The sequence below is a fragment of the Thalassospira tepidiphila MCCC 1A03514 genome, from assembly GCF_001662875.1.
Classification (GTDB): domain Bacteria; phylum Pseudomonadota; class Alphaproteobacteria; order Rhodospirillales; family Thalassospiraceae; genus Thalassospira; species Thalassospira tepidiphila.
The window spans coordinates 209,609-227,383 of sequence record NZ_JPVZ01000004.1; the positions used below are offsets into that span (position 1 = coordinate 209,609).

At 55.7% G+C, this 17,775-nt stretch carries 19 protein-coding genes; 16 read left to right on the forward strand and 3 right to left on the reverse strand.

Features of this window, described 5'->3' with window-relative positions; all coding sequences use genetic code 11:
* Positions 1-34: 34 nt before the first annotated feature.
* On the reverse strand, positions 35-697 hold the full coding sequence (locus TH4_RS11225; RefSeq protein WP_064781173.1) for a TVP38/TMEM64 family protein: 663 nt from the start codon (positions 695-697) through the stop codon (positions 35-37).
* A 6-nt stretch (positions 698-703) separates the two neighbouring features.
* Positions 704-1,474: an SDR family oxidoreductase gene (locus TH4_RS11230; protein ID WP_064781174.1), complete on the reverse strand. Its 771-nt coding sequence runs from the start codon at positions 1,472-1,474 to the stop codon at positions 704-706.
* 90 nt (positions 1,475-1,564) lie between these two features.
* Between TH4_RS11230 and TH4_RS11235 the strand changes: the two genes are divergently transcribed.
* Positions 1,565-2,149: a Crp/Fnr family transcriptional regulator gene (locus TH4_RS11235; RefSeq protein WP_064781175.1), complete on the forward strand. Its 585-nt coding sequence runs from the start codon at positions 1,565-1,567 to the stop codon at positions 2,147-2,149.
* On the opposite strand, the gene TH4_RS11240 is transcribed toward TH4_RS11235, so the two are convergent.
* Positions 2,113-2,619: a hypothetical protein gene (locus TH4_RS11240; protein ID WP_064781176.1), complete on the reverse strand. Its 507-nt coding sequence runs from the start codon at positions 2,617-2,619 to the stop codon at positions 2,113-2,115. The two genes, TH4_RS11235 and TH4_RS11240, sit on opposite strands and share 37 nt — an antisense overlap.
* A gap of 418 nt (positions 2,620-3,037) precedes the next feature.
* On the opposite strand from TH4_RS11240, the gene ccoN reads away from it, so the two are divergent.
* The 15 genes from ccoN (at position 3,038) to trmD (ending at position 17,774) form a co-directional block, all read left to right on the forward strand.
* Positions 3,038-4,495 carry a cytochrome-c oxidase, cbb3-type subunit I gene (ccoN, locus tag TH4_RS11245; RefSeq protein WP_008889827.1) on the forward strand — a complete coding sequence of 486 codons (1,458 nt, stop codon included), beginning with the start codon at positions 3,038-3,040 and terminating at the stop codon, positions 4,493-4,495.
* Between the two features lie 14 nt (positions 4,496-4,509).
* The gene (ccoO, locus tag TH4_RS11250; RefSeq protein WP_008889826.1) at positions 4,510-5,241 is read left to right on the forward strand and encodes a cytochrome-c oxidase, cbb3-type subunit II; all 732 of its coding nucleotides are present in this window, start codon (positions 4,510-4,512) and stop codon (positions 5,239-5,241) included.
* Positions 5,242-5,256: 15 nt separating this feature from the next.
* The gene (locus TH4_RS20470; protein WP_008889825.1) at positions 5,257-5,418 is read left to right on the forward strand and encodes a cbb3-type cytochrome c oxidase subunit 3; all 162 of its coding nucleotides are present in this window, start codon (positions 5,257-5,259) and stop codon (positions 5,416-5,418) included.
* A gap of 15 nt (positions 5,419-5,433) precedes the next feature.
* Positions 5,434-6,306, forward strand: a complete 873-nt coding sequence (ccoP, locus tag TH4_RS11255) for a cytochrome-c oxidase, cbb3-type subunit III (RefSeq protein ID WP_064781177.1) — start codon at positions 5,434-5,436, stop codon at positions 6,304-6,306.
* A 300-nt stretch (positions 6,307-6,606) separates the two neighbouring features.
* Positions 6,607-8,112, forward strand: a complete 1,506-nt coding sequence (gene ccoG, locus TH4_RS11260; protein WP_064781178.1) for a cytochrome c oxidase accessory protein CcoG — start codon at positions 6,607-6,609, stop codon at positions 8,110-8,112.
* Positions 8,113-8,144: 32 nt separating this feature from the next.
* A complete protein-coding gene (locus tag TH4_RS11265; RefSeq protein WP_064781179.1) occupies positions 8,145-8,663 on the forward strand; it encodes a FixH family protein in 519 nt (172 codons plus the stop codon).
* Between the two features lie 47 nt (positions 8,664-8,710).
* Positions 8,711-11,083, forward strand: a complete 2,373-nt coding sequence (locus tag TH4_RS11270) for a heavy metal translocating P-type ATPase metal-binding domain-containing protein (RefSeq protein WP_064781297.1) — start codon at positions 8,711-8,713, stop codon at positions 11,081-11,083.
* A 4-nt stretch (positions 11,084-11,087) separates the two neighbouring features.
* Positions 11,088-11,276 (forward strand): cbb3-type cytochrome oxidase assembly protein CcoS, encoded by a 189-nt coding sequence (gene ccoS / locus TH4_RS11275; protein ID WP_008889820.1) that lies wholly within the window; start codon positions 11,088-11,090, stop codon positions 11,274-11,276.
* A gap of 79 nt (positions 11,277-11,355) precedes the next feature.
* Positions 11,356-12,054 carry a cyclic nucleotide-binding domain-containing protein gene (locus TH4_RS11280; RefSeq protein ID WP_051007599.1) on the forward strand — a complete coding sequence of 233 codons (699 nt, stop codon included), beginning with the start codon at positions 11,356-11,358 and terminating at the stop codon, positions 12,052-12,054.
* 213 nt (positions 12,055-12,267) lie between these two features.
* Complete coding sequence (panB, locus tag TH4_RS11285) at positions 12,268-13,113, forward strand: 3-methyl-2-oxobutanoate hydroxymethyltransferase (RefSeq protein WP_064781180.1); 846 nt, start codon at positions 12,268-12,270, stop codon at positions 13,111-13,113.
* 45 nt (positions 13,114-13,158) lie between these two features.
* A complete protein-coding gene (gene panC, locus TH4_RS11290; protein ID WP_064781181.1) occupies positions 13,159-14,016 on the forward strand; it encodes a pantoate--beta-alanine ligase in 858 nt (285 codons plus the stop codon).
* 265 nt (positions 14,017-14,281) lie between these two features.
* On the forward strand, positions 14,282-15,769 hold the full coding sequence (gene ffh, locus TH4_RS11295; protein WP_063089190.1) for a signal recognition particle protein: 1,488 nt from the start codon (positions 14,282-14,284) through the stop codon (positions 15,767-15,769).
* Positions 15,770-15,918: 149 nt separating this feature from the next.
* Entirely contained in the window at positions 15,919-16,332 is a 414-nt protein-coding gene (gene rpsP, locus TH4_RS11300; RefSeq protein WP_008889815.1) for a 30S ribosomal protein S16, read from the forward strand.
* Between the two features lie 47 nt (positions 16,333-16,379).
* Positions 16,380-17,054: a ribosome maturation factor RimM gene (rimM, locus tag TH4_RS11305; protein WP_063089191.1), complete on the forward strand. Its 675-nt coding sequence runs from the start codon at positions 16,380-16,382 to the stop codon at positions 17,052-17,054.
* Positions 17,055-17,057: 3 nt separating this feature from the next.
* A complete protein-coding gene (gene trmD / locus TH4_RS11310) occupies positions 17,058-17,774 on the forward strand; it encodes a tRNA (guanosine(37)-N1)-methyltransferase TrmD (protein ID WP_008889813.1) in 717 nt (238 codons plus the stop codon).
* The last annotated feature ends 1 nt before the right edge of the window (position 17,775 follow it).

Here is a 17,775-nt window from a genome sequence, read left to right on the forward strand (position 1 = left end):
GGGTTATTCACAGTGTCGCGCAACCTCGCCCCAATCAAACCCGGCGATGCGCCCGTCTGTGATGACGGATCAGGAAAAACCAGCATAACCACATGACAACCGAAACTGTCGCAGCCCCCCAAATGGCAGGCATCGGATCGGTCGCCGAACTTTGCGCGCCGAGCCAGGCACACACAATCACGTATGGAACCGTGCCGATCAGATAGCCAAATCCGAACTTCACAAATCGCATTCGTGTCACGCCGGCCAGACAGCATGACACTTCGGGCAGGATCGGCATTGCACGGCAAATCATCAAGACAACCAGGCCATAGCGTGAAAAGACCTCCTCCATCTCGCTGAGACGCTCTTCATCGGAAATGATTCGGCGCAGAACTGAACGGCCAAATCTCGTGCTGATCCCATATCCCATTGCACCGGCGGTGATCATGCCGGTTCCAGCTGCCAATGCACCACCAAGTGGCCCCAGAAAATATCCTGCCAACACGGTGACCGTCATGGTCGGCACAGCAATGAACAAATCCGCCACCAGAAGCGCAATGACAATCGTCGCGACAAGCCACGCATCGATTTGCTGGGCATATTCCAGCCAGCGCACGACATCATCGCGTTGCAAAAGCCCGGTTGCGATCAATATCCCGAAGGTCGCCGCAAAGCAGGTCGCAAGCACCAGTCCGGTTTTCAGAAGATCCTTCATGATTGCCTACCCCTTGCGCAAAATTGACTTCATCAGGGACGGCGACAACCGGGTGACCACCGGGATCAACCGTGCCTTGCCGACATAGATTTCATTCTGCCCGGCAAGAATGCCGTCATGGATGGCAAGGGCGGCCTGCTGTGCCGGGATCTTGGCAATTTCGCGGCCTGCGGTCATGGGGGTGTCGACCACCGGCAAGAACACCTCGCTGATGGCAATCGGCAGGTCTGCGGCAACAAGCTGGTAACGCAGGCTTTGCGAAAAGCTGTGAAGCGCAGCTTTGCTGGCGCAATAGATCGCACTACCCGTCTTGGGGAAAAAGGCCAGCCCGGAAGACACATTGACGATGCGACTCCAGACCCCGGTCCGTTGCGGTGTGCCGGTATGGCCCTGTTCTGTCCATGCCTTGATCACCGCATGACATATGCGGATGGGCGCCTGCAGGTTAATCGCAATTTCCCGATCCGCCAGAGACGCGCTGAATTCCACATCTGTCAAAACGCCCCTTTCCTGCACGGCGGCGTTATTGATCACAAGGTCAAGGCGTGGAACATCGCGCAAAATATCGGCCATCATCGCATCAACGGATGCAGGATGCGCCAGATCGGCACACACGGTTTGCAACCCCGGATAGTGGTCTTTGAGGTCATGAAGCTTCACCTCGGATCGGCCATGCGCGATCACGTTAAAACCTTGCGCATGATAAATGCCCAGCAATTCGCGTCCGATTCCCGATGTTGCGCCGGTTATAAGGACAGTTCCTGATTGTGTGTTCATATTGGCTTCCCATCCGCGTAGTCTGGTGTTCAGATCAGCGACAGTTGGCCATTACGCAGTGGGACTGGCATTAACCCGGGTTTATTGGGCATGAACATTTACGATTTGATCGAACAGCTCAGGGCTGATCCGGATCTGGCACCAAAGATACGGACCACAACCCATGCCAAAGGCAGCCAGATCATCAAACAGGGTGAGGTTTGCGGGGATGTGATTTTTCTGCGCAAAGGCCTCGCCCAGATGTCCTATGTCACATTCGAAGGCAAGGAATGGATCAAAAGCTTCTTTGCGGAAAATGCGATCATGGGAGCAAGGCGTTGCCAGATCCTGGGCGAGCCGAGCCACTTTGCCATCACATGCCTTGAGGACTGCGAAATTACAGCCGTACCCTATGACGGCTTACGCAAACTTGCCGCGCGTGCACCGGACCTGATGGCCATCTTTTTTGATTTCAACGAACAGGTCAGCATGCGCAAGGAAAAGCGCGAATACGAATTCCTGTGCCTGTCCGCCCAGGATCGATATCAGGGGTTTCTTGAAGATTACGCCCATATTGTCCCGCGCCTGACTCAGGCACAGATCGCAAGCTTTATCGGCATTACGCCAATTGCACTGTCGCGCATCCGAAAAAGGATAAATCAGGCAGAAAGCCGCGGGGTTGTCGGCGCACAATAACGCACCTTGCTTGGCGCATATCCGGCCCGGGAAAAATAAGCCCTGAGACGTTCGTCCGGTTCACCAAGCGAGACATAGACATTGCTGCAATCATGCACCCGCGCCAAACGGCTCATGGCATCGCGCATCGCATCAAGGACATAGTCGCCCGATACGATTTCAACTGCCATCACATTGTCGACATGCAAGACAACGCCATCGGTCATGTCATCGCGGACATAATACGAAAACAGTCCATGGATATAGCCACGCTCGTTGGCAATCACGATGATGCCGCGCTCACGTTGCCAGAGGATGTCATCACCGTCGGTGCCTGCACCAACGGAATCCTTGTTAACCGGCATGCAATACTGATCGACGAATGCACGCCAACGGTCAAAAGACATGTCGACTTTCAACATCTGAACCAGCGGATATGTCATATCCGCTGTCTGTGCTGTAAGTGGAAGTGACTTATAGGCTTCTGACATGATCCTGCCCTCTGGAATTTAGCAGATCATGCCGCAAATAAATCGGCCCCACCTTGATGTGCATCAACACCTTTTGAGGGTTTGGCGCGCATAAACACAGCCAGTACAGAAGTACCCAGCCGAAGGGCCAATACGTTTCCGCCGATTGAATTTCTGACGGGTTTGCAAGCCGAGATTGACGTAGGTCAATGGCTTTTGGATGAACTGTCCGCATACTCGCCGAACGAATTGGGAAACCTCGCCCGGAATAACGCGCCCTGACTTTCAGACAAGGTGCATTTTGGGTGGGGCTTTTTGTGCAGGTGGACTGAAGATCAAAAAGGTCGTCGGTTCATCGGGACTATTGAAACTGCCCGAGAGGGTTTTGGGCAGTTCACCCGACCACCTTGAACGGGAGTCAAGCATGAGCCAGGGGAGCATGGCACAGGCAGCATCGCCTTCAGTTGCTGTCAATTATAATATGGACGTTGTGCGCTGGGCCGCACTTGCGACCGTATTTTGGGGAGTAGTCGGATTTTTGGTGGGCGATGTCATTGCATGGCAGCTCGCATTTCCGGTTCTCAATTTTGATACAGAATTTCTGAACTTCGGACGCCTGCGTCCGCTGCACACCTCGGCAGTGATCTTTGCCTTTGGCGGTAACGCGCTTCTGGCAACGTCATTCTATGTCGTGCAGCGTACCTGCCGCGCACCGCTTTATGGCGGCCGCGCACTTCCGGCGTTCGTGTTCTGGGGGTACCAGCTGTTCATCGTGATGGCAGCCATCGGTTATGTCACCGGTGTGACCCAGGGTCGTGAATATGCCGAACCGGAATGGTTCGTTGATATCTGGATCACGATCGTCTGGGTTTGCTATCTGGCAATGTTTGTCGGCACCCTTTTGAAACGTACCGAGCCGCACATTTACGTCGCGAACTGGTTCTATCTGGCCTTTATCGTGACCATTGCGATGCTCCATCTTGGCAACAACCTTGCCATTCCGGTCTCGTTTATGGGCACGAAGTCCTATTCGATGTTCTCTGGCGTGCAGGATGCATTGACCCAGTGGTGGTACGGCCATAACGCTGTGGGCTTCTTCCTGACGGCTGGCTTCCTCGGCATGATGTACTACTTCATTCCGAAACGTGCCGAACGTCCGGTTTATTCCTATCGCCTGTCGATCATCCACTTCTGGGCGCTGATCTTCCTGTATATCTGGGCTGGTCCGCACCACCTGCACTACACCGCACTTCCGGATTGGGCACAGACCCTTGGCATGACCTTCTCGATCATGCTGTGGATGCCGTCATGGGGCGGGATGATCAACGGTCTGATGACGCTTTCGGGCGCCTGGGACAAACTGCGCACGGATCCGGTTCTGCGTTTCATGGTCGCGGCTGTCGGTTTTTACGGCATGTCGACCTTCGAAGGCCCGGTCATGTCGATCAAGGCGGTCAACGGCCTGTCGCACTATACCGACTGGACCATTGGTCACGTGCATTCCGGTGCGCTTGGCTGGGTTGCCTTCGTATCGTTCGGTGCGATCTACTTCCTGATCCCGGTCCTTTGGCACCGTGAACGCCTGTATTCGATGCGCCTTGTGGCTCATCACTTCTGGCTCGGTACCATCGGGATCGTTCTTTACATCACCTCGATGTGGGTTTCGGGGATCATGCAGGGCCTGATGTGGCGCGCCTATGACGACCTTGGCTTCTTGCAGTATTCCTTCATCGAAACTGTCGAGGCAATGCATCCCTACTACATCATTCGTGCAACCGGTGGCCTGCTGTTCTTGCTGGGTTCGCTGCTGATGGTCTGGAACATCTACAAGACCATCAAGGGTGACCTCCGTAACGAAGCACCAATCGGCACACCTGCACCCGTTGCAGCCGAATAAGGGGGGAACCAGAGATGCTTCTTAAAAAACACCATATCGTAGAAAAGAACGTCTTCTTTCTGATCCTTGGTATTTTCCTGACCATCATCATCGGCGGTATCGTTGAGATTGTACCGTTGTTCACGATGGAACAGACCATTGAGAAAGTGGAAGGTGTCCGTCCCTATTCACCACTCGAACAGGCCGGTCGTAACATCTATCTCCGCGAAGGTTGCTATAACTGCCATTCCCAGCAGATCCGTCCGTTCCGTGACGAGGTCGAACGTTATGGCCATTACAGCCTTGCAGCAGAATCGATGTATGACCATCCGTTCCAGTGGGGGTCAAAACGAACCGGTCCGGATCTGGCACGTGTCGGCGGAAAATATTCCAACGCATGGCATGTGGCCCACCTGATTGACCCGCGCGCTGTTGTGCCGGAATCGATCATGCCGGGTTATCCATTCCTGGCGGAACGCAAACTGAATTTCGATGACGCTCAGGCACATCTCGAGACCCTCAAGATGGTAGGTGTCCCCTACACAGACGAGATGATCGAGGCAGCCAAGGCAGACCTGTATCTGCAGGCCAGCGAGGATGCGGCCTATGATGATGATTTCCTCGCGCGCTATCCGAATGCGGCAACAGGTGACTTTGACGGCAACCCGGCAGAACTGACCGAAATGGATGCGCTTGTCGCATACCTGCAGGTCCTGGGCCGGATGGTCGACTTCACCACCTACAACCCGCAGATGAACCTGCGCTAATGCAAGGGGATCGTCATGGAATTCTTTACGCAACTCGCTGACTTTTTCCGCCCTCTGTGGGGTCTGTGGCTGATGCTGCTGTTCGGCGCGATTATTGCCTGGGTCATGTGGCCAAGCAAAAAGCGCAACAAGGACATGGAATCGCATGCGCAGATCCCCTTCCGGGATCAGGATTGAGGGGAGAACAGAGCAATGTCGACAAAAGTCGAGAAAGATCAGGTATCGGGCACAGATACCACCGGTCATGAATGGGATGGCATCAAGGAACTGAATACTCCGCTGCCGTCCTGGTGGGTCTATGTCTTCTGGATCACCGTCATCTGGTCTGTTGGTTACTGGGTGGTTTACCCGTCCTGGCCGACTGCCAATGACTACCTCAAAGGTATGTTTGGCACCACCAACCGTACCGAACTGCACGAAACCATGGCCAGTGTTGCGGCCGAACGTGCACCTTACATGGAACGTCTGGCTGCCCTGGATGTATCGGAAATCGCCAATGACAGCGAACTTCTGAACTTCTCCATGGCTGGTGGCAAGGCCGTTTTCGCCGATAACTGCGCACCGTGCCACGGCACCGGTGGTTCGGGTAACCCGGGCTTCCCGTCGCTTCAGGACGATGCGTGGCTTTGGGGCGGGACGCTTGATGCCATCAACCAGACACTGCATGTCGGCGTGCGCTGGGATGCCAATGAAGATACCCGCTTCAATGATATGCCGGCATTTGGGCGTGACGAACTGCTTGAACGCGACCAGATCGAAGATGTGGTTCAATATGTTCTGTCCTTCACGGACCGTGCAACTGACGCCGCTGCTGCCGATCGCGGTGCGGTGGTCTTTGAGGAAAACTGCGCTTCTTGCCACGGTGACGATGCCAAAGGCATTCAAGATCTCGGTGCACCGAACCTGACGGACGCCATCTGGCTCTATGGTGGTTCGAAAGAAACCATCACCGAAACGGTCATGAATTCCCGTCGCGGCGTCATGCCGGCATGGGAAGGCCGTCTGGACGAAGAAACCATCAAAATGCTGACGGTTTATGTCCACTCGCTCGGTGGCGGCCAGTAAGTCCGCGTTCAAATACAACTTTTCCAAAAAGGCCCGTGATTTGTAATCGCGGGCCTTTTTCTTTACCGGGCGGCTCACCCACAACAATTCATACCAATATCGGCTAATAAATTGACATGTGTCATGGTGAGCAAGCCGGGTCTCTCGTATTTTCTGCCTGAGATTTGAATAATTAGAGTTTGCTCTGCAAAGCTGCCAGAAACCCAAGTTCTCCTGACAGACCAACCTTCAAAGCGACTGGCGGGTTCGCCCCGCACAGAGAGCAGTCGCAAGGTTCAGAGCAACAACCAGGTAGCGAACATGGCCATGTCCACTTTGCAGCAACCAGATATCGAACCCAAAAACGTCCCGCACATCGTCGACGAGGGCGATTACGATGAAGTCCCGCTTTATAAAAAACGCGACAAAGTCTATCCGAAGCGCGTCTCAGGACGTTTCCGGAACCTGAAGTGGTTTGCGCTGATTGCACTTCTGGGCATTTACTGGGTCGTGCCTTGGCTGCGCTGGGATCGTGGGCCAAGCGCACCGGATCAGGCCGTTCTGATCGATATGGATCTGGGGCGTGCCTATTTCTTCTTCATCGAAATCTGGCCACAGGAAGTCTATTACATCACCGGCATCCTGATCATGGCCGCTGTGGGCTTGTTCCTCGCAACCTCCCTTTTCGGGCGTATCTGGTGTGGCTATGCCTGCCCGCAGACGGTGTGGACGGATCTGTTCATGCTGGTTGAACGTTATATTCAGGGCGACCGCAACGCCCGTGTCCGCCTCGACAAATCGAAATGGACGCTGGAAAAAATCTGGAAAATCAGTGCAACGCATCTGGCATGGATCGTCATTTCCATGGCGACCGGTGGTGCTTTTGTCCTGTATTTCCATGACGCCCCGACCGTGATGGTCGATATCTTCACCGCCAATGCAACCTTTGGCACATATGTCACCATCGCATTCCTGACGGGCTCGACTTACCTTCTGGCAGGTTGGGCACGTGAACAGGTTTGCACCTATATGTGCCCGTGGCCGCGCTTCCAGTCCGCCATGCTTGATGATGAAAGCATGATCGTCACCTATGAAAGCTGGCGCGGTGAAACACGTGGTCCGATCAAACGTAAAAACCTTATGCGCGGCGAAGTGCCCGAAACCGGCCACTGCATCGACTGCCACGCCTGTGTAAACGTTTGCCCGACCGGCATCGATATCCGCGACGGCTTGCAACTGGAGTGCATTGGCTGTGGGCTGTGCATCGATGCCTGCAACGAGATGATGGACAAGGTCGGATTCCCGCGCGATCTGGTTCGGTTCGACTCGGTCCAGAACTCCCAGCTTCGTTCACAGGGCAAGGCGACCCGCGTGCGCATCATTCGCCCGCGCACAATCTTCTATTCATTGCTGCTGGTGATCATTGCCGTGGTCATGATGTTTGGTCTGGCCAACCGTTCGGTGCTTGAGCTCAATGTTCTGCGCGACCGTAACCCGCTGTTCGTCGCCCTGTCTGATGGTGACGTGCGCAACGGCTATACCCTTAAGGTTCTCAACAAGGAACAGGCAGAAAAAACCTATGTTCTGTCGCTTGAAGGGATTGACGCAACTGATTTCCAGATCATCGGCCTGACCCCGAACCAGGACGGCACCTATGATCTGGACGTGGCCCCGGACCGGGTCGGCAGTTTCCGTGTCTTTGTGGCAGCTGATCCCCAAACACTTGATGGTAAATCGACACCATTTGAATTCACGGTGACCGATAAGGAAACCGGTAACACCGAAACATATGATACAGTGTTCGCCGGTCCGGAAAACGACCGCTGATCGCAGACGCGTTTCAGTTCAGGAGACAAGATATGGCAATGCAGATGACATCACCTTCCACAGATCAGAATGGCCCGCGCAAGTCGGATCGTTGGATTCCGTGGTATTTTGTCGGCGGCTTCGCCGTCATGCTGATTGCCAATATCTCGTTGATCACCTTTTCGATGACCAGCTGGAATGGCCTTGTGACCAAACATGCCTTCGAAGAGGGCAACAACTATAACGCGGCCATTTCCGGTGCTGCCCGTCAGGAAGAACTTGGCTGGCGCAGCAAACTTAGTGTCGATGGTGTCATTGATCAAAACGGCACCATCAACGTCCTGTTCCGCGACAAAGATTCCAACCCGATCACCGGGGCGAAAATGTCCATTGTGATGTCGCGGGCAGACCGTGATGATCTTGATACCACCATCGCGATGGCCGAAATCGCACCGGGTGAATATCGTGCAAGTGCTGCCTTCCCGGTTTATGGTCGTTGGCAATTGCGCACCATCGCCAATGCGATGGGGGATGATTATCAAACTGTCGAGTATGTCGTCGTAAATCCATGAACGTCGCCCTTCAGCCCTGTCGCCATTGCGGCGAACCGGTGACAGCCATGTCACCTGCCGCGCCCGACTTTTGTTGTGCCGGGTGTGCTGGTGCCTTTGAGCTATTGGGCGAAATGGGGCTGACATCCTATTACAACCGACGCGCATTTGATCCCAAGGTCCGGGCCCTTCGCCCGGACGAAGACGAAATCGCAAGCTTTGATTTCACCGAACTGGCCAGCACCGATACTGACGGCCATCATCATCTGAACCTGATGGTCGATGGCATCCATTGCGCCGCCTGTGTCTGGCTGATCGAAACCCTGCTGCAACGAAACAGTGCCGTGTTGCAGGCCCGGGTCAATATGACGACACGCCGCCTTCGCCTGAGCTGGCAAGGCGATATTTCCGATATCGAAGACATCATTCGCCCGGTCATGCAGATGGGCTATCGCCTGATCCCGTTTGATCCGGCTGCCCTTGAACAGGCAACAACATCGCGCAACAAGGAATTGCTGCGCTGTCTGGCGGTTGCCGGGTTTGCAGCCGGGAACGTGATGTTGCTGTCGGTCTCGGTCTGGGCCGGGTATTTTCAGGGCATGGGCGGGGCGACCCGCGATCTGTTTCACTGGATATCGGCCCTGATCGCACTGCCAGCCGCGGCCTATGCCGGATTGCCGTTTTATCGATCCGCCCTTGGGGCCATTCGCAATCGTCGCGTCAATATGGATGTGCCGATCAGTCTGGGCGTCATTCTGGCACTTGGCATGAGCTTGGCACAAACCATTCGCGGCGAACCGCATGCCTATTTCGACAGTGCGATTACCCTTTTATTCTTCCTTCTAATCGGGCGCTATCTTGATGGTCGTGCGCGCGGGCAGGCACGCTCGGCGGCTGAACATCTTCTGTCGCTTAATGCCCGCTCGATCACCGTGATTGAACCTGATGGTACGCGGCGCCTGATCGCACCGCAAAAGGCCACACCGGGCATGATCGTTCTGGCTGCGGCCGGTGAACGGATCGGCATCGATGGCAAGGTGATCGACGGCCAATCTGATGTCGACACCAGCATCATTACCGGTGAAAGCATCCCCGTCCTGACCCGTCCGGGCACCACCGTATTTGCTGGAACCACCAATATTTCCGCCCCGCTTCGTATCGAAGTCACGGCAACCGGTGGCAATACGTTGCTTTCGGAAATCGTGCGCCTGATGGAAAATGCCGAACAGGGCCGTGCCAAGTATGTCGCCATTGCTGATCGGGTTGCAAAGGCCTATGCGCCGGTTGTTCATACCTTGTCGCTGGCGACCTTCATCGGCTGGTGGCTGATTGGTGGGATTGGCTGGCAGGATGCGCTGATGAACGCCATCGCCGTTCTGATCATTACCTGTCCCTGTGCGCTGGCGCTTGCGGTTCCGGTGGTTCAGGTGATTGCCACCGGGCGTCTGTTGCGTGCGGGCATTCTTGTCAAATCGGCAACCGCCCTTGAACGACTGACCAAGATCACCGGCATCATTTTCGATAAAACCGGCACATTGACCACGGGCAAACCCGAACTGGTCGGCCAGCCACAGCAAGACAAACTGATGCTTGCCGCCGGTATGGCCGCCAACAGCAATCATCCGTTATCCCGCGCACTGGTGCGTGCCGCCGGAAACGTGCCCCCGCAAACCAATGTTACCGAACAAGCAGGTCTCGGCCTGATGATGCAGGGTCCCGCGGGTCCGATCCGGCTTGGCAGTCGTGCTTTCTGCGATGTTGCCGAAAACGCCGATGTACCATCCGATATTACCGGGCCGGAACTGTGGCTATCTGAACCCGGCATTGCCCCAACCCGGTTTGTCTTCCGCGATACGATGCGCAGCGACGCACCCGAAGTGATCGACACCCTGCGCACGCGTGGCTTTGAGATGACCCTGCTGTCGGGCGACCGCGAAAGCACCGTGCGCCAGCTTGCCGAAACACTTGGCATTACCAACTGGATGGCACGGATGTCGCCGACCGAAAAAGCCAACCATATTCAGGCCCGCGCTGATCGCGGCAACCATGATTTGATGGTCGGCGATGGCATCAACGACGCACCGGCCCTTGCCGCCGCCCACGCATCAATGTCCCCGGCGACGGCTGCTGAAATTTCGCAAAATGCGGCCGATATCGTGTTTCAGGGTGATCGGCTTGGCGCCGTGATCGAGGCAATTGATGTCGCGCGCAAGGCTGATCGACTTGTCCGTCAAAATTTTGCCCTGTCCTTTGCCTATAACGTGATCACGATCCCGCTGGCGGTATCAGGGTTTGTCACCCCGCTTTTTGCGGCAATCGCCATGTCATCCTCATCCCTGATTGTGATCGCCAATGCCTTGCGTTTACACGCAAAATCGGGCAAGTCTGACGGGGTCGGCATCAAACCGGCGACCACGTTGTCGCAGCAGGCAGGGATATAATGCCATGAGCAACCTCCTTCTCCTGATCCCGATTGCATTGTTTCTGGGCCTTCTGGGCCTCGGAGCCTTCTTGTGGTCGTTGCGTTCCGGGCAGTTTGACGATATGGAAGGTGCGGCAAATCGCATTCTGTTTGATGACGATGACGTCACGCCTCCGGGGAACTCAAAGAAGTTCCATCAAGGCGATAGTTAGAATTGCTTGAAACAGGGCTATCTCATCGGATAGATTTGTTTACAATCCGCCTACCGGGTCACCAGCATCGGAGTCTACGATGGCAGTCCGCCCCCAAATCTGCGAAGCCTGTTCTATCAAGGACTTAACTTTTTGCTCCGCATTGCATGGCGATGAACATGATCAGCTGCGTCAATTGCTTACGCATGCACATTATGACCCGCACACGACGATTTTCCACGAGGCAGAAGACGCAGACTACGTCTTCAACGTCACATCCGGCTCTGTAAAGCTGTATAAATTGCTCGGCGATGGTCGTCGTCAGATCACCGGTTTCCTGTTTGCCGGTGACTTTCTTGGCCTCGCTCTGAATGCCAATTACAGCTACACCGCCGAGGCGATTGAACCGGTAACCGCATGTCGGTTCCCGCGCCAGAAGCTGGAAAAACTGTTCGACAAGTTTCCGCATCTTGAAAAACGCATGCTGGGCATGGCGGTCGATGAACTGGCTGCCGCACAGGATCAGATGCTTCTGCTTGGCCGCAAGACGGCCAAGGAAAAGGTCGCATCCTTCCTGTTGATGCTGGCCCGCCGTCAGGAACACCGCGGCGAAAGCAGCGAGACCATCAACGTGCCCATGAGCCGTTCCGACATTGCCGACTATCTGGGTCTGACCATTGAAACCGTGTCACGTACCCTGACCCAGTTGCGCAAGGAAGCAACGATCACGCTCAAGGATAACCGCCATATCGAGGCGGTCGGTCTCGACATGCTTGAAGATCTTGCCGAAGGTCTGTGATTTCTGCGTGCCTGTAATCGGCCAATAGCAATTTAGGACGCTGATCCTTCGAACGATCAGCCAAACCACGCCCGAAATCCCGATTATTGGCCAAATTGCCTATTTTGCGATTGCAAAAAAGGTTTCCCGATCGCGGTCATGATATTGTAAACATGACCGCACGCTCGACAAAGATCGGGCAGAGAAATCCGGTTGTACCGGGGGAGAAACGTCATGAGTGCCACCAGCAAAAAGATGGGCCGAACCTCCGTCCCAGAACTCCGTGCCCGTAAGGGCAAAGATCCGATTGTCTGCCTGACGGCCTATACCGCGCCGATGGCGCAACGCCTTGATGAACATTGCGACCTGCTTCTGGTCGGTGATTCACTGGGCATGGTTGTCTATGGCATGGAAAGCACGCTTGCCGTGACCGTCGATATGATGGTCAACCATGGCAAGGCCGTGATGCGCGGATCAAAGAATGCCTGTGTTGTTGTTGATCTGCCCTTTGGCAGCTATCAGGAATCCAAGGAACAGGCGTTCCGCACGGCATCCCATATTCTGGCTGAAACCGGCTGTGCCGCTGTCAAGCTTGAAGGCGGTGCCGAACTTGCCGAAACCATCGAATTTCTGACCATGCGCGGCGTGCCGGTCATGGCCCATATCGGCCTGATGCCCCAACAGGTCAACACCATGGGTGGCTTCAAAAGCCAAGGCCGTGACGAAGAAACCGCGCGCAAGACCCTTGCTGATGCCAAGGCGGTTGCCAAGGCCGGTGCCTTTTCGGTTGTCGTCGAAGGCACGGTTGAACCCGTCGCACGTCAGATCACCGAGGCCATCGACATCCCGACCATCGGCATTGGTGCCTCGGTCGCCTGTGATGGGCAGGTTCTTGTCACCGAAGACATCCTCGGCCTGTTTTCCGACTTCACGCCGAAATTCGTCAAACGCTACGCCAATCTTGGCGATGCGGTATCTGAGGCCGCCGGCCAATACGCCGACGAAGTGCGCACCCGTCAGTTCCCGACGGATGAACATTGCTTTGGGTTAGCGAAAAAAGGTAAGTTGCGCGCGGTCTGATCCAGACCGCCGCGATTTTCTGCAATCTTCGATACGACGAAAACGATGTCCCTTACGACTGTTCACACTGTCGCTGATCTGCGCGCGACTGTTGCCAACTGGCGCGCCGAAGGCCTGCGTGTCGCCCTGGTTCCGACCATGGGCGCGCTTCATGATGGCCATATCAGCCTGACACATCTGGCCCGTGAACATGCAGACCGGGTGATCGTTTCGATTTTCGTCAATCCGACCCAGTTCGCCCCGAACGAGGATTTCGGCGCCTATCCCCGCACCCTGCCAGCCGATCAGAAACTGCTGGGTGACGCCGGGGTCGAGCTGTGCTTTGCCCCCTCGGTCGAGGAAATGTATCCCGACGGTTTTGCCACCAAGGTCTCTGTTGATGGCGCGATGACCAATGTGCTGTGTGGGGCGGCACGGCCCGGCCACTTTGATGGCGTGGCACAGGTTGTGACCAAATTGCTGCTTCAGGCCCTGCCAGATTGTGCGATTTTCGGACAAAAAGACTATCAGCAACTGATGGTCATCCGGCGCTTCAGCACGGATCTGAACATTCCGGTCGAGATCATCGGCGCAAAAATCCTGCGCGAAGATGACGGTCTGGCGATGTCATCGCGCAACCGCTATCTGACACCTGACGAACGTGCGATTGCCCCGACACTCAACAAGGTATTGGGCGACATCACCGCCAAGGCCGCCACTGGTGCCGAACTTGGCCCGCTTCTGGCCAAGGGGCGCGAAGATATCCTGTCTGCCGGGTTTGATCCGATTGATTACCTTGAAGTCCGCGATGCCGATACGCTGGAACTGATCAGTGATACGGTGACAAAACCGGCCCGAATCTTTGTTGCTGCCCGGCTTGGCAAGGCGCGCCTGATTGACAATCACGCGATTGAACCTGCGTAATCCTCGGCATGAACCGGGCATGACTGCCGGTTAAACACCCGGGCACAGTGGCGGAATCACCGATTGCGCGCCAAACAGGATGAAAAGCGCAGAATAACGCGCTTTTGCGCCCGATTGCGCTTGACTCCCCCCCCCTGATCCAATAAACCCTCCCCACCAAAGGTCGCCCAAGAGGTGACTCCCCCAGTCCTCGAGTTTCGAGCACTGGGTTTTAGTTTTTTGTGCGCACACGGTGGAAACACCAGCAACACAGACGGGATTTGGAATGTTTGAAGGACTAAGCGATCGCCTTGGCGGGGTTCTCGATAAGCTGCGCAAACGTGGCGCGCTGAAAGAATCCGACGTCAAGGAGGCCATGCGCGAAGTACGCGTCGCCCTGCTTGAGGCGGACGTGGCACTTCCGGTCGTTAAAACCTTTATCTCCAACGCCACCGAACGTGCAGTTGGTGCCGATGTTCTGCGCTCGGTCACGCCGGGCCAGATGGTTGTTAAGATCGTCCATGACGAACTGAAAAACATGCTGGGCGAAGGCGAGGAAATCAATCTCGCTTCCACCCCGCCGGTTCCGATCCTGATGGTCGGTCTGCAGGGTTCGGGTAAAACCACCAGTTCCGCCAAGATCGCGCTGAACCTGACCAAAAAGCGCAACAAGAAAGTCCTTCTGGCATCGCTTGATATCTATCGTCCGGCCGCCCAGCAGCAGCTGAAAGTGCTGGCCGACGATAACGGTCTTGGCATCCTGCCGATCGTGATGGGCGAAAAGCCGGTTTCGATTGCCAAACGTGCGATGGATACCGGCCGCAAGGAAGGCTATGACGCGGTCATCCTTGATACCGCCGGTCGTCTGCATATCGACATGGAACTGATGAGCGAAGTCGCCCAGATCCGTGATGCGGTCAACCCGGTCGAGACCCTTCTGGTCACCGATGCGATGACCGGTCAGGACTCGGTCAACGTTGCCAAGGAATTTGCCGACAAGGTCGGCATCACCGGTATCGTTCTGACCCGTGTGGATGGTGATGCGCGCGGTGGTGCCGCCCTTTCGATGCGTCAGATCACCGGCTGCCCGATCAAGATGATCGGTATTGGCGAAAAAATCGACGAGATGGAAGCCTTCCATCCTGATCGTATCGCCAACCGTATTCTTGGCATGGGCGATGTTGTCAGCCTGGTTGAAAAGGCTGCCGAAAACATCAAGGCCGAAGACGCCGAGAAAATGGCCAAGAAGCTGCGCAAGGGTCAGTTTGACCTGAACGACCTTCTGGCACAGCTCAAACAGCTTCAGAAAATGGGTGATCTTTCCGGCATCATGGGGATGCTGCCGGGCATGGGCGCGCTGAAAAAACAGATGTCGCAGACCAAGCTTGATCCCAAACTTCTGACCCACCAGGAAGCGATCATCCTGTCGATGACGCCGAAAGAACGTGAAAACCCGGCCCTGATCAAGGCATCGCGCAAAAAGCGTATTGCCGCCGGCTGTGGCTTGAGCGTTCAGGATGTGAACAAGCTTCTGAAGCAATACCAGACCATGTCCACCATGATCAAAAAGATGGGCAAGATGGGTAAAAAGGGTCTGTTTGGCGGCATGCCGAAAATGGACCCGGCAATGCTTGAGGGCGGCGATATGCCCGACCTCAACAACTTGCCAAAAGGATTTACCGGTGGCGGGGGCGGTTTGCCGCCCGGGTTGCCGGGATTGGGAGGCGGCGGTGGCTTGCCTCCGGGATTCCCGGGGTTCGGCAAAAAGAAATAGCCAAGCCCCCGGTTCTGAAATGGGTTCTTCAAGAATTCCTCTTAGGAACCAAAACCGGCCCACAAAGCCGGATCAAAGACCAAGTGAATAGGCCCCTCGGGGTCATGATTTAGAAGACTACAAACCCAAGCTGAAAGGAACTTATCCGAATGGCTGTCAAGATTCGTCTTTCCCGTGGCGGTGCCAAAAAGCGTCCGTACTACCGTATCGTAGTTGCTGACGTTCGTGCCCCGCGTGACGGCAGCTTCATCGAGCGCGTCGGTACCTACGACCCGATGCTCCCGAAGGATGCTGACAACCGCGTAACCTTCAAAGAAGAGCGCATCAAATACTGGCTGTCCGTTGGCGCACAGCCGACCGATCGTGTTGCACGTTTCCTGGGCAAAGCTGGCCTGGCTGACGCGTTCAAACCGACCGAACAGCCGCAGAAGTCTGCTCCGAAAGCGAAAGCTCAGGAACGTCTTCGTGAGAAAGCTGAGAAAGCCGAAGCTGCTGCTGCCGCTGCTGCGGAAGCCGCTGCCGAAGCAGCAGCACCTGCTGAAGAAGAAGCTGCAGGCGAGTAATCGCTGAAGGCACGCTTTGATCAGATACCGGAAACTTGTGAACCGAAATGGCTGATACCCGCAAATCCAAAAACGACGAAGCTTATGTCTGCGTCGGCATGATCACCGCCCCGCACGGGGTGCGTGGTGCCGTGCGCGTCAAAAGCTATACCGTCGATCCGGATAACCTTGTCGGTTACGGCCCGTTGTTCGACGCCAAGGGACGCGTGAAATACAAGCTGTCTCCTGTCGGACATGTCCGCGACCAGTTGATCGCCAAGATCGAAGGTGTGGACGACCGGGACGCTGCCGAACGGCTGCGGGGCACCAAGCTGCATGTACCGCGTGCTGCACTGCCTGACACGGTTGAAGAAGATGAATTCTACCTTGCTGACCTTGTCGGTCTGAAAGCGTTCCACATTGATGGTTCGGTTTTTGGCACCGTACGGGGTGTGGCTGATTTTGGCGCTGGCGACGTAATCGAAGTCGCGCTCGAAGAAGCCAAGAACAAGGTAGTTGTTCTTCCCTTCACCAAGGAAGTCGTGCCCGAGGTCATTCTTTCGGAACGCAAGATGGTGGTAAATCCGCCCGAGGGGCTACTGCAGGATGAGGACGGGCCCGGTAATCGTAACCGTCGTCCGAACAAACCCCGCAAGGACTCTCAGGCCGACCGCGATTCTGATGCCGTTACTGCCGATGCAGTAGGCGCGGAAACCGCGACCGGCAGCGGGAAGGAGGCCTGATCGATGTCTGTGTGGCAGGCAAAAGTTGCAACCCTGTTCCCGGAAATGTTTCCGGGTGTGCTTGGTCAGTCTTTGGCTGGCAAGGCGCTTGAAAACGGGATCTGGTCGCTTGATGTCAAAGACATCCGCGATCATGCAACCGACCGCCACCGCACTGTAGACGACAATCCCTTCGGGGGCGGGGCCGGCATGGTCATGCGCCCGGATATTGTCGACGCCGCCCTGCGTGAATTGCGTGGCTCTGCACCGCAGTTGCCGCTGATTTATCTCAGCCCGCGGGGAAAAGTGCTGAACCAGAAACGCTGCCGCGAATTGGCAGCAGGCCCGGGTGCCATCCTGCTTTGCGGTCGTTACGAAGGTATCGACCAACGGGTTCTGGATGAACACGAGGCCGAGGAAATCAGCATCGGTGATTACATCCTCATGGGCGGCGAACTGCCGGCCATGGTCCTGATTGAATCGTGCATTCGCCTCATCGAGGGAACGGTCAACAAGACCGAGTCTGTCGACGAGGAAAGCTTTGAAACCGGGTTGCTTGAATATCCGCATTACACGCGCCCGGCCAACTGGAACGGGCGTGAAGTGCCGGAGATCTTGCTTTCCGGACATCATGCCAAGGTACAAGCCTGGCGGCATGCTCAGGCAGAAGAAATTACCCGCGCGCGACGCCCGGACCTTTGGGACCGGTACGTGGCAAACGGGAACATCAAAGAGGGTTAAA

Excerpts from the sequence above, each read along its gene's own strand:
- TH4_RS11230 (WP_064781174.1), bottom strand. The coding sequence starts at position 1,474 with ATGAACACACAATCAGGAACTGTCCTTATAACCGGCGCAACATCGGGA.
- ffh (WP_063089190.1), top strand. The coding sequence starts at position 14,282 with ATGTTTGAAGGACTAAGCGATCGCCTTGGCGGGGTTCTCGATAAGCTG.
- ccoS (WP_008889820.1), top strand. The coding sequence starts at position 11,088 with ATGAGCAACCTCCTTCTCCTGATCCCGATTGCATTGTTTCTGGGCCTT.
- panC (WP_064781181.1), top strand. The coding sequence starts at position 13,159 with ATGTCCCTTACGACTGTTCACACTGTCGCTGATCTGCGCGCGACTGTT.
- trmD (WP_008889813.1), top strand. The coding sequence starts at position 17,058 with ATGTCTGTGTGGCAGGCAAAAGTTGCAACCCTGTTCCCGGAAATGTTT.
- TH4_RS11265 (WP_064781179.1), top strand. The coding sequence starts at position 8,145 with ATGGCAATGCAGATGACATCACCTTCCACAGATCAGAATGGCCCGCGC.
- ccoN (WP_008889827.1), top strand. The coding sequence starts at position 3,038 with ATGGCACAGGCAGCATCGCCTTCAGTTGCTGTCAATTATAATATGGAC.
- panB (WP_064781180.1), top strand. The coding sequence starts at position 12,268 with ATGAGTGCCACCAGCAAAAAGATGGGCCGAACCTCCGTCCCAGAACTC.
- ccoG (WP_064781178.1), top strand. The coding sequence starts at position 6,607 with ATGGCCATGTCCACTTTGCAGCAACCAGATATCGAACCCAAAAACGTC.
- TH4_RS11270 (WP_064781297.1), top strand. The coding sequence starts at position 8,711 with ATGTCACCTGCCGCGCCCGACTTTTGTTGTGCCGGGTGTGCTGGTGCC.
- rimM (WP_063089191.1), top strand. The coding sequence starts at position 16,380 with ATGGCTGATACCCGCAAATCCAAAAACGACGAAGCTTATGTCTGCGTC.
- TH4_RS11280 (WP_051007599.1), top strand. The coding sequence starts at position 11,356 with ATGGCAGTCCGCCCCCAAATCTGCGAAGCCTGTTCTATCAAGGACTTA.
- TH4_RS20470 (WP_008889825.1), top strand. The coding sequence starts at position 5,257 with ATGGAATTCTTTACGCAACTCGCTGACTTTTTCCGCCCTCTGTGGGGT.
- TH4_RS11235 (WP_064781175.1), top strand. The coding sequence starts at position 1,565 with ATGAACATTTACGATTTGATCGAACAGCTCAGGGCTGATCCGGATCTG.
- ccoP (WP_064781177.1), top strand. The coding sequence starts at position 5,434 with ATGTCGACAAAAGTCGAGAAAGATCAGGTATCGGGCACAGATACCACC.
- ccoO (WP_008889826.1), top strand. The coding sequence starts at position 4,510 with ATGCTTCTTAAAAAACACCATATCGTAGAAAAGAACGTCTTCTTTCTG.
- rpsP (WP_008889815.1), top strand. The coding sequence starts at position 15,919 with ATGGCTGTCAAGATTCGTCTTTCCCGTGGCGGTGCCAAAAAGCGTCCG.
- TH4_RS11240 (WP_064781176.1), bottom strand. The coding sequence starts at position 2,619 with ATGTCAGAAGCCTATAAGTCACTTCCACTTACAGCACAGACAGCGGAT.
- TH4_RS11225 (WP_064781173.1), bottom strand. The coding sequence starts at position 697 with ATGAAGGATCTTCTGAAAACCGGACTGGTGCTTGCGACCTGCTTTGCG.